Here is a 14,843-nt window from a genome sequence, read left to right as displayed (position 1 = left end):
TGGGAAATCGCATATGAGGATAATTGATTATTACAATTATATAGCTACGGCTGCCTGCGCTTTTATAGGCGCAGCAGCCGTTCTTATTTACAAGAAGGGCAAGAATACAGATTTAGATACTGATAAAAATACAGCGGATATTTCCGCAAAAACGGCGCATATTATTCTGACCGGGATAATTCTTTTTGCGGCAGCGGTGCGTCTTATAGGGCTTGGAAGCGTACCTGCCGGACTTCAGCAGGATGAGGCTTCGCTTGGATATGATGCCTTCGCGATCGCAAAATACGGCGTTGACAGAAACGGGTTTGCATACCCGATATATCCGATAACATGGGGGTGCGGTGGCGGAAGCCCTCTTATGATCTATATAAATGTTCTTACGATCAAATTGTTTGGAACTGGTGTCGTGAAACTCAGACTCCTTCCTGCAATTCTCGGAATCGCCACGGTTTATATTTTCTATCTGATATTAAAAGAAATCATTTTATCTTATAAAAAATCTCTTTTTGGAGCTACGTTTCTTGCGCTGTGTCCATGGCACATCATACTTTCAAGGTGGAGCCTTGACAGCAACATAATGCCATTTACGCTTGGACTTTCCGTATATCTTTTTATACTCGGAATTAAGACGGGAAAGACTCTTATTTATTGCCTAAGCGCCGCTGCATATGCTATGTGCATGTACAGCTACGGCTCTGCAACCATAGTGGTTCCGATCCATCTGATTCTCATCAGTATCTATTGCCTTAGGAAAAAAGTTCTCAGTGTAAAGCAGCTTATTTTGGCTGTGCTCACATTTGTTATTGTATTTTCGCCGCTCCTTGTTTTCTATGCGGTGAATTATCTTGGGCTTCCTGAGATAGTGACGGATAGCTTTTCGTTTAATAAATTTACTGCTTCAAGGTCGGATGAAGTCTTCATTCGCTTTGATTCAAGCCTTCCGCGTGAACTTTGGGAGAACATCAGGCAGCTTATCATTACGCTTACGATAGGCGACAACGATGAGATGTTGTGCCATTTCATTCCGGGCTATGCGACTCTTTTCGAGTTTACGTTCCCTATAACTTTCCTTGGAATCTTTCTTGGAAAAAGAGCTTTCTTAAAGTGCGAAGATACTAAGGAAAATAGCGAGAGAGCAATCGATGATGATAAGAGATCCGCAATGGATGCGGTTTTTGTGACACTTCTGATCTCGTGTGTACTGCTTGCTGTCGGAATACGTGCGGATGTAAGCAGAATGGTAATGATATTCCTTCCGCTTGTGTATTTCCTTGTAAAGGGAATCTCATTTATCTGGGACAGACGCGCAGCCTGCGCTTATGCAGTTATGGCCGTTGTTGTTCTTGCTGCGGGACTGTTTATAAAAGATTATTTCACAGGATTTAATGATAAGACTGCTAATCTTTTCATGCCGGGGTACGGCGAAGCAGCTAAGCGTGCCTACGAGATAGCAGGGGATGATACAGAGATTTATTCAACTTATGAGAACCTGTCAGCTCCGTTTGTCATAGCTCTTTATTATACAGATTACAATCCCGTTAAGTTTGCGGACACTGTAGTCTATAAGGATGAAACTGATGAATTCAGGGTTGCCGAGAGCTTTGGAAATTTCAAGTTCGGACTTCCCGAAGATTATGCAAGTTACGCCGGTAAAGATGCGGTGCTTATACTTAGCAGCTCAGAGCTTGACACTATTGACGGAGCTACGGACTGTACAGTAGAAAACTTTGGAAGATACTCGGTGGTTTATGGTTCCGGTGAATAAGTTTTTTTATATCATAGGAAATTGCTTTCCTATGATATAAAAAACGCTCCGCTATGGATGCGACCGATGCGCAGAAGTATTATGCAAGCTAAAGCTTGCGCGCATCGGCGCGCAAAGAGTTGCAAAGCAACTCTTTGTTATGTTTATTATTTTAGATTTCCTCAGATGAAAGTTCTTCCCATTCGTCATAGAGTGCGGAGAGCTTTTCTTGTATCTCGGTCTGCTCGTCGGTGAGCTTTCTGAGCTTTGCAAGGTCGGATCCGACAGCGGGATCGGAGATGAGCTCTGTGATCTCATTATCTCTTGCTTCGAGCTTTGCGATGTCTTCCTCGCATTTTTTAAGCGCTGCCTCGATCTTTTTTCTTCTTGCCTTGGCTTCTTTTTGCGCCTTGTAATCGTTACTTCCCGATGACTGCGCCGTAGCTGCTGAAGGAGCGGAAGATGAGGCTGCGGGAGCACCGATTGAGCTTGTGCCTGTATCGGATGTTCCGAAAGTGTTCTGCATCTTTTCTTCGACATGCTCGATGTAGTAGTCGTAGTTTCCGATGTAATTGACCATGCTCTTACGTGTGAGGTCAAGGATTCTGGTCGCTGTCTTATTTATGAAATATCTGTCATGGCTTACATAGAGAACAGTTCCCTCATAGCCTGAAATAGCAGATTCAAGGATTTCCTTACTTGTTATATCAAGATGGTTTGTGGGCTCGTCGAGGATAAGGAAGTTAGCATCGGAGAGCATAAGCTTTGCAAGGCTGACTCTTCCTTTTTCTCCACCCGAGAGGTCACCGATCCTCTTAAATACATCGTCGCCGGTAAAAAGAAATGCCGCGAGAGTGTTTCTTATCTCGGTATTATTGAGCGACGGATATGCGTCCTGAAGCTCGTCAAACAGAGTCTTGTTGTCGTTTAGAACGTGGTGTTCCTGATCGTAGTAGCCTATCTCAACTTTGGTTCCAAGTGTGATCTTACCGCTGTCGATGCTTTCAAGTCCGTTGATCATTTTAAGGAGAGTGGTCTTACCCGTTCCGTTGTCGCCGATTATCGCAACGTGCTCGCCCTTTTTGATCTCGAAACTTATATTGGAAAAGAGCTCCTGACTTCCGAATGATTTTGAAAGATTATCTGCTTCAAGGACATCTTTTCCGCTTTCGCACGAAGGCTTAAGAGAAATCTTCATGCTGTCATCAATCGTTATGGGCTTATCGAGACGTACAACCTTATCCAGCATTTTTTCACGGCTTTCGGCGCGCTTTATGGATTTCTCGCGGTTAAAAGTTTTTAACTTGGCGATTACTTCTTCCTGATGCTTGATCTCTTGCTGTTGCTTCATGTACGCGCTCCACTGCGCAAGTCTTTTCTGTTCTTTCTTGACGGAGTAAGCGCTGTAGTTACCTACAAAGCTTGAAACGAGCGTGTTCTCAACTTCTATGACTTTCCCTACAATCTTATCAAGGAAATATCTGTCGTGGGATACGATGAGTACGGCTCCTTTATAATTGAGAAGGTAGTTCTCAAGCCATCTGATCGAAGTCATATCAAGGTGGTTTGTGGGCTCGTCGAGGATGATAAGATCCGGGGAGCTGAGAAGAAGCTTACCCAGAGCAACTCTTGTCTTTTGTCCGCCCGAAAGGGTAGAGATTCTTTTATTGAGTTCATCTTCCGAAAAACCAAGTCCCTTTGCGACGCCTGTAACTTCGCTCTGCCATGAATAACCGGACATCCTCTGGAACTGTTCGTTCATAAATGTGTATCTGTCCATAAGGCGTGTGAGCTCGTCACCTGTGACGTGCTTCATTTCTTCCTCGGCGGCTCTGATATTTTCCTCGAGCTCGATTACGTGCTTTTTTACCTCCATGAGTTCTTCAAAGATGGTATTCTCTGTCTGAACGTTCTGGTTCTGTGCAAGATAGCCCCATGTAACGTCCTTGGAAAATGTTACGTCACCGCTGTCTGCCGCAAGTTGTCCGATAATTATCTTAAGAAGGGTTGTCTTTCCTGCGCCGTTGATTCCGACGATGGCAGCCTTCTCATTATTTTCAATATGAAAAGAAGCATCTCTTAAGATGTCCTTTCCATCAAAACTCTTATTTATGTTATGTACCGATAAAATCATAATAAATCTCCGAAATGTTTAGCCTTTGATTTTGCTTTCAAGGTATGATGTGCACTTTGCAACAACACATTTTAGCATGCACGCGGCAAAATGGCAAAGTCACAGCTTGTCAAAAATGGTTGAAAAAGTCACGGAAGAAGGGGAAAATGTAACTAAAGCAGAAAAATGATTTGGAGCATATATGACACTGAAAAAAGACAAGAATGGATTAACTGAAAAGGAGTTCCTTAAGGATTATAAGGCGGGAGATTATGAGAGACCGTCGGTGACTGCGGATATTTTGGTGCTGGGAACAAGTGCGGATTTAAGGACACTTAAGATTCTTCTGGTAAAAAGAGATGAGCATCCGTATCTGGAGCAGTGGGCTTTGCCGGGAGGTTTTGTGCGCAAGGATGAGACTGCGTATCAGACTGCGGAGAGGAAGCTTTCACAGGAGACGGGGCTTGAAGGAGTGTATCTTGATCAGATTTATACTTTCACTAATCCCAAAAGAGATCCAAGAACCTGGGTTATGACTATCGCTTATCTTGCGCTTGTTTCCGATACGAGTGATGATGTGCTTCGCGGAATTACTTGTGCGGGTGTCGGGGAAAACGACGGCGGCGTGCAGGATGCGGCGTGGTTTGATCTTGTTATTGATGATGGAGAGATCAGATTCAGTAATTCCGAAAGAAATTTTGAGATCAAGTATTCTATTGAAACCAAGAGGTTTAAGAACGGCAGGATCTATTATGAGAACTGGGTTTCTAAGCCTGCAAGCAAGGAAGAGCTTGCTTTTGACCATATAGAGATCATCATCGAATCGATTCTTAAGTTAAAGGCAGAGTTTGAGCACACAGATCTTGCCTTCAATATGATAGGAGAGAAGTTTACGCTTCCGGATCTTCAGGCGCTGTTTGAGCTTGTTCTTGGAAAAAAACTCTACAAGACAAACTTCAGAGCTATGATCGCACCCAAGGTTGAAGCGACCGGTGAGAAGATGAAGTCAATTATCAGCAACAAAATGTCTGCTGAGTACATATATAAATGATGCTTGGAAAATGCATAGATGGAAAGAGCCAAAAACAAATTGGCTCTTTTTTTATTTTAGTGTTGACAAAGTAGTAAAATGCTACTATTATAATCTTGAGAAATAAATAGTAGTAAATAACTACTATTTTGAATAGAAAGGAGAAAGCAGTATGAAACTCAGAAAATTTAAGCCAAACGATTATGTAATGGTTATCAAGAACGGAAAGGTGATCAAGGAAGGCTTGGGATTGTCGGTGTTCTATAACAATCTGACGACCAGCATCATGGTAGCGCCATCAACTGCTTTTGACGGAGCATTTGCATTTGATGATGTGGTTACAAGCGATTATCAGAGTGTATGTGTTCAGGGCGTTACGACCTACATGATCACCGATTATAGTAAGGCTTCAAAGATGCTCGATTTCGCATATCAGACAAATGTTCCGACAGAGCAGAAGATAGCTGAGCAGATGGCTCTTTTGGAGAAAAGAATAAACAACATAATCAAAGCGATAGTCATTCGCGAAGTCAGCAAGAAAGATGTAAGGACGATCATAAGACTTGCGGATGAGATGGCTCAGACAATACAGGATGCGCTTACAAATGATGAGGCGATAGAAAAGCTTGGAGTAAGCATCGTAGCGATCAATATCCTCGGCATCAATCCAAAGACTGAGACAAGAAAGGCTCTTGAGGCAGCAGCCCGTGAGCAGATCTTAAAAGAACAGGATGATGCGATATATAAGCGCCGCAATGCAGCAATAGAGCAGGAACGCACGATCAAGGAAAACGAGATCAACACAGAGATCAAGGTTGCCGAGAAGGAAAAAGAGAAGGAAGAGAAAGAGCAGGAAATGAAGCTGTATGTACAGCGCTGCGACCTTGATATGATGAAAGAACGCGAAGAAAGAGAACAGGAAATGCGCATGAGAGCTCTTAGAAGCGAGCTTGAGATGAGCACCGAGAAGCAGGAAAAAGAATTTGCGTTAAAAGAGATGGCTGCGACCAAGAAACTTGAGATTGAGAACAAGGAAATGCTTGGAAAGCTTGAAATTGAGAATAACGAGATGCTCGGAAAGATTGAGCTTGAAAAGAAGAACAGCGAGTACACCGCTCTTGAAGCAGAAAATGAGAGAGTAAAGGCAGACCAGCAGGCATATGCGCTTAAGGGACTTGTAGATGCTTACAACAACCTGAATGTGGCTCTTGTTGAAGCTTGCGCAATGGCACAGACAGATCCGAGCACCCTCATGGCTAAGGCATTCATGAACATCGGTGAGAATGCGGACAAGATCGGAGCACTCAATCTCACACCGGATCTTTTACAGACTATTACAAACGGACTTGCACAGAAGAACTGATCGGTAATCTAACGAGATACTCATAAAACGGAGGTCACTATGGACAGGGGAATGAATAAGGTTGTTTTGATAAAACGCCGCACAAGATATGAAGAACTTAAGAGAAGATATAACACCGTAGAGCAGGCAAGGTTCTACATCGAGCACCTTGGAGCCGATTTCTCCGACTACGAGAGAGAAGACAAGACCTATAATGCGGCTCTTGAAAATATCAGAAACCTGATTCGCCCCTGTGCAAGACTTCAGGAGATCGACAGAGAGTATCTTCCCAACATGATCTTTGGAAAAGATGACATCGTGATAGCGGTCGGTCAGGACGGGCTTGTCGCAAATGCCATGAAGTATCTGGACGGACAGCCTCTGATCGGCGTAAATCCCGATCCCGCGAGGTGGGACGGAGTTCTTTTACCCTTTGAGACCGGAGAAATCGGTAAAGTTCTACCGAAGGTGATTAATGGCACATTTGATACAAAAAATGTTACAATGGGAAAAGTGGAGACTAAGGATGGTCAGGTATTATATGCGGTAAATGATTTCTTTATCGGAGTATCTAATCATACCTCAGCAAGATATAACATTAACTATCGTAACCGGGTTGAAAATCAATCATCATCGGGAATAATCATATCTACAGGCTTTGGAATGACAGGCTGGCACAAGTCGATCATGGCAGAGTTTGTGGGAATTGCCAAAGCATTTGGCCTTAATTACGTCACTGAACTTCACGCGGACTGGGGAGCAAGACAACTTATCTTCCAGGTAAGAGAGCCGTATCCGAGTAAATTTACACAGGCGGATATAGTATTCGGGAAGATATTGGACAATGAGAAGCTGGTGATCACGTCAAACATGAGTGAAAACGGAGTTGTTTTCTCTGACGGCGTTATCGATGACACTATTGATTTCAATGCGGGAATGGAAATTACAATTGGTGTCTCGGACCGAATCGGAAGGCTCGTGACCGGTTAGGGACTAATGTTAGCGTGGCAGAAAAAATAAATTGACCTAAATATACGGAATATTTATAATATAGCTTGATTGTACATTCAAAGGAGCACAGCTGTGAAACGCTTATACATACCGTTTATTTGGGAACTGATCCTGATTATTTCAACAATTATTTGGGAAAAACAGTCATTTTATTTTTTCTTTGTTTTTTACGTTGGACTGATCGTATACTTTTACTTTATAAATAAACAGTTCTCATTCAGAGAACTGAGCAGTAATTTCAGTGAAGTCAAAAATTTTTGGATTCCCGTTATGGTGACGGTTGCAGCCATGGTGCTGGCATATTTTTTCCAGGAAAGAATAGTTGTCGGAATGTACAGTGAATATTATGACAGTATAGTTCATATACCTATCAGAAATGAGCTTGCGCCGCTCTTGCTTAAGTGCCTTTTGTTTATGGTAATTAAGCCTGTTGCGGAAGGACTTTTCTATAGAAAAGCGATTATTTTGTTTGACAATAAGAAAAAAATGGTACTTTTGACAATAGCAAGCCTTTTACTTTGCTCTATAACATTGGCACACGGATTGGTCGGAATAACGACATTCATATTGATGGCGCTTCCCGTTACAATTGTTTACCTTGTTACAAAGAATGTATATGTTTCAATAATGGCACAGTTTCTTTTTGAGGTTTATAACACCGGATATGAGACAGTTTATGATCTCGCAAGAATCTATTTCAGATAATGCGAGTTGATAAAGGTTATAGTCATTATAATGCAAAGGAGAGGTAAAAAGTATGTTGGAGAAGTTTTTCAAGCTCAAAGAACATGACACCACGGTGAAGAGGGAAATACTTGCAGGTGTCACGACATTCCTTACTATGGCGTATATCCTTGCCGTAAACCCTAATATCCTGGGAACTGTAATGAATGCAAACGGTGTATTTGTCGCTACGGCGATCGCATCGGCAATCGCAACATTTATCATGGCTTTCTTAGCTAATTATCCTATCGGACTTTCCGCGGGACTCGGACTTAATGCATATTTTGCATATACGGTTTGTCTTTCGGAACTGGCCGCCGAAGAGAACCCTTTTACGATCGCACTCACAGCGGTTTTTGTAGAAGGTCTTTTGTTTATTATTCTTTCTTTTTTCAAATTCCGTGAACAGATTATAAATAGTATTCCTCAGAACCTTAAGTTCGGTATTTCCGCAGGAATTGGTCTTTTCATTGCATTTATCGGAATGCAGAACGCGCATATCATTGTTGCAAATGAGGCTACGGTAGTAGGACTCGGAAGCTTCAGCGATCTTGACATGGTGCTTGCACTTGTGGGACTTATCCTGATAGCTGCGCTTGTTCATTACAAAGTAACGGGCGGCGTTCTTATCGGAATTATCGGAACATGGATAATCGGTATGATCCTTCAGGCAGCAGGAGTTTATACAGCGGGAAATCTTTTCCCCGATTTTTCACAGGGACTTCAGCTCGGAGCGATTTCTGAGACAGCGTTCAAGCTTAATTTCGGCTGGGCGGCATCACATCTCATTCAGTTCCTTGCAATTACATTCAGCTTCCTGTATGTAGATCTTTTTGATACGGTCGGAACAGTCGTAGGTGTTGCCGATAAGGCGGGCCTTCTTGATAAGGACGGTAATCTTCCCAGAGTCGGACAGGTATTTCTTGCCGACGCCGTAGGAACAACAGCAGGTGCCGTTCTCGGTACATCAACCATCACAAGTTTCGTAGAGTCAAGCGCAGGCGTTGCTGCAGGCGGAAGAACAGGACTTACGGCTCTTACAACAGGTGTGATGTTCCTTGTTTCACTTGTACTTAGCCCGTTATTCCTTGCTATTCCTTCATTTGCAACGGCTCCCGCACTTATCTATGTCGGAATGCTTATGCTTATGAGTGTTACCAAGGTTAAGTTTGACGGAGACATCGCTGATTCTGTAGGTGCTTACCTTGCGGTAGTAATGATGCCTCTTTCATATTCAATCGCTACAGGTATTATGTTTGCTGTTCTTGCATGGGTAATCCTTAAGGTTATCGTTAAGAAGGCTAAGGACGTAAGCCCTGTTATGTGGATTGTATTTGTACTTTTTGTACTCAGGATAATAGCCCTTATTACCAACTTCCAGTGATGACATAATATTATTGACTACGGGCACCGCCAATGTTTTGTGACGGTGCCTGTTTATGTCATAGATTATTATTTGATGAGAATGGAGAAAATGATGATCAAGAAAAAAAGAAAATTTGATCCCAAGCTCATACTCGTAGGCATTATAGCTGTTTTTGTACTGCTTACGGTAACGGGAAGCTTCTATTCCGTTAAGGAACAGGAGCAGGCAATCCTTACAATGTTTGGTAAGGTTGTCAGAGTTGACACTGCAGGTCTTTATTTTAAAGTTCCTTTTATTCAGAGTGTTCATCACATTGATATGACCACTCATGGTGTGGGTATCGGCTACACTATACAGGATGGACAGAACATTACTGTAGAAGATGAAGGAATCATGATCACTTCAGATTTTAACTTTGTAGATATTGACTTCTACCTTGAATACAAGGTAAGTGATCCCGTAGCAGCATATTATAACTGCGAGAATCCCGAAGTTGTAATGAAGAACATGGCTCTGTCATGCATCAGAAACACGGTTGTAAATTATCCTGTTGATGATGTAATTACAACGGCAAAGGGACAGATCCAGGCAGAAGTAAAAGAAAAACTTCAGGGCGAACTTACCAATAAGGACATAGGACTTATGGTGGTAAATCTTTCTGTACAGGATGCAGAGCCGCCCACAGAGGAGATCGTTCAGGCATTTAAGTCTGTTGAAACAGCCAAGCAGGGCAAAGAGACAGCTATAAACAATGCCAAGAAGTATCAGAGCGAAGAGCTTCCCAAGGCAGAAGCTACGGCAGATAAGATCGTTCAGGATGCTGTTGCAAAGAAAGAGTCCAGAATTGCGGAAGCCGAAGGACAGGTTGCAAGATTCAATGAGATGTATGAGCAGTACAAGCTTCAGCCATACATAACCAAGAAGAGACTGTTCTACGAGACAATGGAAGATATCCTTCCCGAACTTAAGGTTATTATCACAGACGGAAAGACACAGGAAATGCTTCCTCTGGAAAGTTTTAATTCTGTTGAAGGAGGGGCAAAAGATGGAGAAAACTAATAATAAAGGTAAGATTATCGGAACAGTAACAGCTCTGATCGTTTGTGTACTTGCTTTCCTTGCATTGTCCGCAACTTATGTTGTTCATCAGAAAGAGTACATTGCCGTAAGAAGATTCGGTAAGATCATCAGCCTTGCAAAAGAGCCGGGACTTTATTTTAAGACCCCTTTCATTGATGATACACAGTCGATCAGCGCACAGATAGTGCTTTACGATATTCCTAAGTCAGATGTTATCACTAAGGATAAAAAATCTATGATCGCTGATACTTATGTGATATGGAAGGTTGTAGATCCTGTAAAGTACATCCAGACTCTTAATGCGATAGATGCAAGGGCTGAAGAGCGAATTGAGGCATCTGTTTACAATGCTACAAAGAACGCCATTTCTTCAATGACTCAGGATGAAGTTATTGAGGCAAGAGGTGAGCAGCTTACAAAGCTCATTTCAGATGAAGCCAATTCAGATATGACAGGATACGGAATTGAAGTCGTACAGGCTCAGATCAAAGCTTTGGATCTTCCCGATGACAACAAGCAGGCTGTCTATGAGAGAATGATCTCAGAGAGAAATAATATCGCAGCATCCTACACAGCTCAGGGTGATGCCGAAGCTCAGAAGATCCATAACGAGACAGACAAGGAAGTTGCGATCGTAAAAGCAAATGCCGAGAAAGATGCGGCAGTGCTTGAGGCTGAAGGAGAGTCAGCTTACATGTCGACACTTTCCAAGGCATATGATACAACAGAAAAGTCAGAGTTTTACAGCTATATAAGAGGTCTTGATGCCATCAAGAAATCACTTGTCGGAGACAATAAGACACTTATTCTTGATAAGAATTCAGAACTTGCGAAGATTCTTTACGGAAATTTTAATTAAATAAGTATCGTGTATTTACGGCGGCCACACTTGATTGTGTGGTCGCTTTTCAGTTATTTAATATTTCTAATTTAATTTTTTTCTTGCAATAGAAAAAAATATGGTGTATGGTACATATATCGAAAACGAAATATTCCGTAAGCAAACGCGTAGTGTTACGCATTCGTTTGTTTATCCCACTTAATTATTTTAACCTTTATAGTTTATAGTCTTGCGATTGAGTGCGCAGAGGATAGGAGTTTAAATTTGAGAGAGAAATACGAAACACTGAAACTTAATGACCTTAGGGATATTGCCAAGAAGAGAGGAATCAAGGGCGCATCTGCTATGAAAAAATCAGAGATAATCGATCTTATGTGCGAACTTGATGAGAAAGAGAAATCTTCCGCTGCAGATGTTGAAGAGAATACAGAAGCAGTTTCAAAGCCTCGCAAAAAGAACATCGTGGTAAAGTCTCAGAAGGATGAACATAGTCATAAGAACGATAACGCTGATGACAGAGACAGAGCTGAAAAGAAGCCTGAATCATCGGCAAAAGAAGAAAGCGAAAATGAGGTTCTGGACGGCGACAGCGCTGACGGAATCCTTGAGATAATGCAGGATGGATACGGATTCATCAGATGTGAGAATTATCTTCCCGGTGAGAACGATGTATATGTAGCACCGAGTCTTATCAGAAAGTTTAATCTTAAGACAGGAGATATCCTCAAGGGAACATGCAGGGCAAAGAAGGAAACCGATAAGTTTGCCGCACTTCTTCGCCTTGATACAGTAAACGGATACAAGCCCGAAGTTGCTATGGGAAGATGGAACTTTGAGAATATGACACCTATTTTCCCTAATTCAAGAATCAGACTTGAACAGCCCGGTGCCAGCGTTGCAATGAGAATCATGGATCTTATCAGCCCTATCGGTAAGGGACAGAGAGGAATGATCGTATCTCCTCCTAAGGCAGGTAAGACAACACTTCTTAAGGAAGTTGCAAAGTCTGTTCTTAAGAACAGCCCTGAGATTCATCTCATCATTCTTCTTATCGATGAGAGACCTGAGGAAGTTACAGATATCAAGGAGTCAATTGAGGGACCCAATGCAGAAGTTATCTACTCTACATTTGATGAGCTTCCCGAGCACCATAAGAGAGTAGCAGAGATGGTAATGGAGAGAGCTAAGAGACTTGTTGAGCACGGAAAGGATGTTGTTATCCTCCTTGATTCAATAACAAGACTTACAAGAGCTTATAATATCGTTGTTCCTCCTTCAGGAAGAACACTGTCAGGTGGTCTTGATCCCGCAGCTCTTCACATGCCTAAGAGATTCTTCGGTGCAGCAAGAAACATGAGAGAGGGCGGAAGCCTTACAATCCTTGCAACAGCACTTATAGAGACAGGCTCCAAGATGGACGACGTTATCTACGAGGAATTCAAGGGAACAGGTAACATGGAAATGGTTCTTGACAGAAAGCTTCAGGAAAAGAGAATTTTCCCTGCCATCAATATTCCGAAGTCAAGTACCAGAAGAGAAGACCTGCTTCTTGACAGAGAAGAACTTACAGCCATCAATAATCTCAGAAAAGGCTTTAACGGCATGAAGGCCGACGATGCAGTAGATCAGTGCATCAACCTCTTCTCAAAGACAAGAAACAATACTGAATTCGTAAGAATGGTAGAGAAGCAGATTCGTTTCTAAAATGGTAGAGAAGTAGAGTTGTTTCTAAAATGGTAGAGAAGTAGAGCTGTTTTTAGATGTAATTTATTGGTTTGATTCTATATAAATTAGGCTGATCGGTCACGGTCAGCCTAATGATTTCTTATAAAGCAAGCGTGAACGCGCAGAGCTTTTTTCTATCAGCAGTCAATTTCATGCTGCAATTCAAATTCACTATGAAGGAATACTTTTTGATGTTTTTGGTCGCTTTATGCCTGCCGTTATTCCTGTTTCAAGAAAATAGGCAGGGTTATTTCAAGGCAAAAACCTGCCTCTAATTTGAATAATTGAAAAGGAGGCAGGAGAAAACCGAGGCAACATTCTGCTCCTAATTCAGAAAATCAAAAAAGAGGCAGGAAAATTCAAAGGCAAATTCCTGCCTCTAATTCGCACAATCGAAAAAGAGGCAGGAGAAAACCGAGGAAATGTCCTGCCTATAATTCGCATAATCGAAAAAGAGGCAGGAAAAAACCGAGGAAATGTCCTGCTCCTAATTCAGATAATCCAAAAAAGAGCAGGAAAAATAAAAGGAAATACCCTGCCTATAATTCGCATATTCGAAAAAGAGGCAGGAGAAAACCGAGGAAATGCCCTGCCTATAATTCGCACAATCGAAAAAGAGGCAGGAAAAAACAGAGGCAACATCCTGCTCATAATTCGGAAAATCAAAAAAAGAGCAGGAAAAATCAAAGGCAAATTCCTGCCTATAATTCGAATAATTGAAAAAGGGGCAGGAAAAAACCGAGGAAATGCCCTGCCTATAATTCGAATAATCGAAAAAGAGGCAGGAGAAAACAGAGTAAATGCCCTGCCTATAATTCGAATAATCGAAAAGAAGGCAGGAAAAATCAAAGAAAATGCCCTGCCTATAATTCGAATAATTCAAAAATAGGCATGGAATAAAGCGAACAAGCAATTCAAGACAAATAATTCAAAACAAGTAATGGAGGAAATACAATGCATGGTTTAAAAGATTTATTGATAAAAGAGGAGGAAAGACTGCGTTCTATAAAGGATGTAGTTGATAATCGCCTTATAGAAGCACCGGATGGGCGATTGAGGATAACTACTGCCAAAAAGAATGTTCAATATATGCATTGTACGGGCGATAAAGAAGGTGCATATATTAAAAAGGATGACATGGGAATAATTTGGGGATTGGCTCAAAAATCATATGATCTCAAGGTAAAGAGACTTGTAGACAGAAGATTAAAACAGATTGAGAAGGTTGCGGAAGAATACAACGACAATGAGATTGAGAATATCTACGAACAACTTCATCCCATAAGAAAGGAACTGGTAAAAGCTGTTGAAATGCCATGGGAACAGCGGCTTTGTGAATGGAAGAGCATTCCTTATACCGGGAAAGAGTTTGCTGAAAATGTACCTGTGATTTATACAAAGAAAGGAGAACGTGTACGTTCAAAGTCTGAGAAAATACTTGCTGATAGCTTTTACGACATGGGAATTGAATATAAGTATGAATGCCCGCTAAAATTGAAGGGAGTTGGCACAATCTATCCCGATTTCACATTCCTTAGAAAGAGAGATGGAAAAGAAATATACTGGGAACACGATGGAAGAATGGATGATTCTGTCTATGCTGAGAAAGCAATTCGAAAGATAAATTCATATATATCAAATGGTATATTTCCGGGAGATAGGCTGATTCTGACTTTTGAATCCGGCGGAGTTTTAATAAGCGATAGAATCATTAAGAACCTTATTGAAAAGACTCTGGTTTAATAAAATAACACGGTGTGAGATATTCACACCGGAAAATGTAAAATAAAGTGTGTAAGTTAAGCAACCACTAACTTACGCACTTTATTTATGTTATAGGGTGCGGTACATTAGAAGAAAGGACTGAA

General features: G+C 41.7%; 11 protein-coding genes. 10 read left to right on the top strand and 1 reads right to left on the bottom strand.

Annotation, left to right across the window (positions count from 1 at the left end; translation table 11 throughout):
* Nucleotides 1-13: 13 nt before the first annotated feature.
* Nucleotides 14-1,765: an ArnT family glycosyltransferase gene (locus BM398_RS12320; protein ID WP_092337928.1), complete on the top strand. Its 1,752-nt coding sequence runs from the start codon at nt 14-16 to the stop codon at nt 1,763-1,765.
* A 151-nt stretch (nt 1,766-1,916) separates the two neighbouring features.
* On the opposite strand, the gene BM398_RS12315 is transcribed toward BM398_RS12320, so the two are convergent.
* Nucleotides 1,917-3,878, bottom strand: coding sequence for an ABC-F family ATP-binding cassette domain-containing protein (locus BM398_RS12315; protein ID WP_092337927.1), 1,962 nt, complete (start codon nt 3,876-3,878; stop codon nt 1,917-1,919).
* A 181-nt stretch (nt 3,879-4,059) separates the two neighbouring features.
* Between BM398_RS12315 and BM398_RS12310 the strand changes: the two genes are divergently transcribed.
* The 9 genes from BM398_RS12310 (at nt 4,060) to BM398_RS12270 (ending at nt 14,718) form a co-directional block, all read left to right on the top strand.
* Complete coding sequence (locus tag BM398_RS12310) at nt 4,060-4,908, top strand: NUDIX hydrolase (RefSeq protein WP_092337926.1); 849 nt, start codon at nt 4,060-4,062, stop codon at nt 4,906-4,908.
* A gap of 151 nt (nt 4,909-5,059) precedes the next feature.
* The gene (locus BM398_RS12305; RefSeq protein ID WP_026655242.1) at nt 5,060-6,250 is read left to right on the top strand and encodes an SPFH domain-containing protein; all 1,191 of its coding nucleotides are present in this window, start codon (nt 5,060-5,062) and stop codon (nt 6,248-6,250) included.
* A 39-nt stretch (nt 6,251-6,289) separates the two neighbouring features.
* Entirely contained in the window at nt 6,290-7,219 is a 930-nt protein-coding gene (locus BM398_RS12300; protein ID WP_026655241.1) for a diacylglycerol kinase catalytic domain-containing protein, read from the top strand.
* Between the two features lie 93 nt (nt 7,220-7,312).
* On the top strand, nt 7,313-7,945 hold the full coding sequence (locus BM398_RS12295) for a CPBP family glutamic-type intramembrane protease (protein WP_092337925.1): 633 nt from the start codon (nt 7,313-7,315) through the stop codon (nt 7,943-7,945).
* 55 nt (nt 7,946-8,000) lie between these two features.
* On the top strand, nt 8,001-9,347 hold the full coding sequence (locus BM398_RS12290; protein ID WP_092337991.1) for an NCS2 family permease: 1,347 nt from the start codon (nt 8,001-8,003) through the stop codon (nt 9,345-9,347).
* 93 nt (nt 9,348-9,440) lie between these two features.
* Nucleotides 9,441-10,388 carry an FtsH protease activity modulator HflK gene (gene hflK, locus BM398_RS12285; RefSeq protein WP_242827144.1) on the top strand — a complete coding sequence of 316 codons (948 nt, stop codon included), beginning with the start codon at nt 9,441-9,443 and terminating at the stop codon, nt 10,386-10,388.
* A complete protein-coding gene (hflC, locus tag BM398_RS12280) occupies nt 10,375-11,268 on the top strand; it encodes a protease modulator HflC (protein ID WP_092337924.1) in 894 nt (297 codons plus the stop codon). Before hflK ends, hflC begins: the two co-directional genes overlap by 14 nt.
* A gap of 246 nt (nt 11,269-11,514) precedes the next feature.
* Nucleotides 11,515-12,954, top strand: coding sequence for a transcription termination factor Rho (rho, locus tag BM398_RS12275; RefSeq protein ID WP_092337923.1), 1,440 nt, complete (start codon nt 11,515-11,517; stop codon nt 12,952-12,954).
* A 975-nt stretch (nt 12,955-13,929) separates the two neighbouring features.
* Nucleotides 13,930-14,718, top strand: a complete 789-nt coding sequence (locus tag BM398_RS12270) for a hypothetical protein (RefSeq protein ID WP_092337922.1) — start codon at nt 13,930-13,932, stop codon at nt 14,716-14,718.
* Nucleotides 14,719-14,843 lie beyond the last annotated feature (125 nt).

It is taken from the genome of Butyrivibrio sp. M55, from assembly GCF_900116865.1.
Lineage (GTDB): Bacteria > Bacillota > Clostridia > Lachnospirales > Lachnospiraceae > Butyrivibrio.
Note: the sequence above shows the minus strand (reverse complement) of the source record. Positions and strands in the feature narration are given on the sequence as shown.

Bases quoted from the DNA above. Each gene is read 5' to 3' on its own strand.
- BM398_RS12300 (WP_026655241.1), top strand. From the start codon at position 6,290: ATGGACAGGGGAATGAATAAGGTTGTTTTGATAAAACGCCGCACAAGA.
- hflK (WP_242827144.1), top strand. From the start codon at position 9,441: ATGATCAAGAAAAAAAGAAAATTTGATCCCAAGCTCATACTCGTAGGC.
- hflC (WP_092337924.1), top strand. From the start codon at position 10,375: ATGGAGAAAACTAATAATAAAGGTAAGATTATCGGAACAGTAACAGCT.
- BM398_RS12315 (WP_092337927.1), bottom strand. From the start codon at position 3,878: ATGATTTTATCGGTACATAACATAAATAAGAGTTTTGATGGAAAGGAC.
- BM398_RS12305 (WP_026655242.1), top strand. From the start codon at position 5,060: ATGAAACTCAGAAAATTTAAGCCAAACGATTATGTAATGGTTATCAAG.
- BM398_RS12310 (WP_092337926.1), top strand. From the start codon at position 4,060: ATGACACTGAAAAAAGACAAGAATGGATTAACTGAAAAGGAGTTCCTT.
- BM398_RS12270 (WP_092337922.1), top strand. From the start codon at position 13,930: ATGCATGGTTTAAAAGATTTATTGATAAAAGAGGAGGAAAGACTGCGT.
- BM398_RS12320 (WP_092337928.1), top strand. From the start codon at position 14: ATGAGGATAATTGATTATTACAATTATATAGCTACGGCTGCCTGCGCT.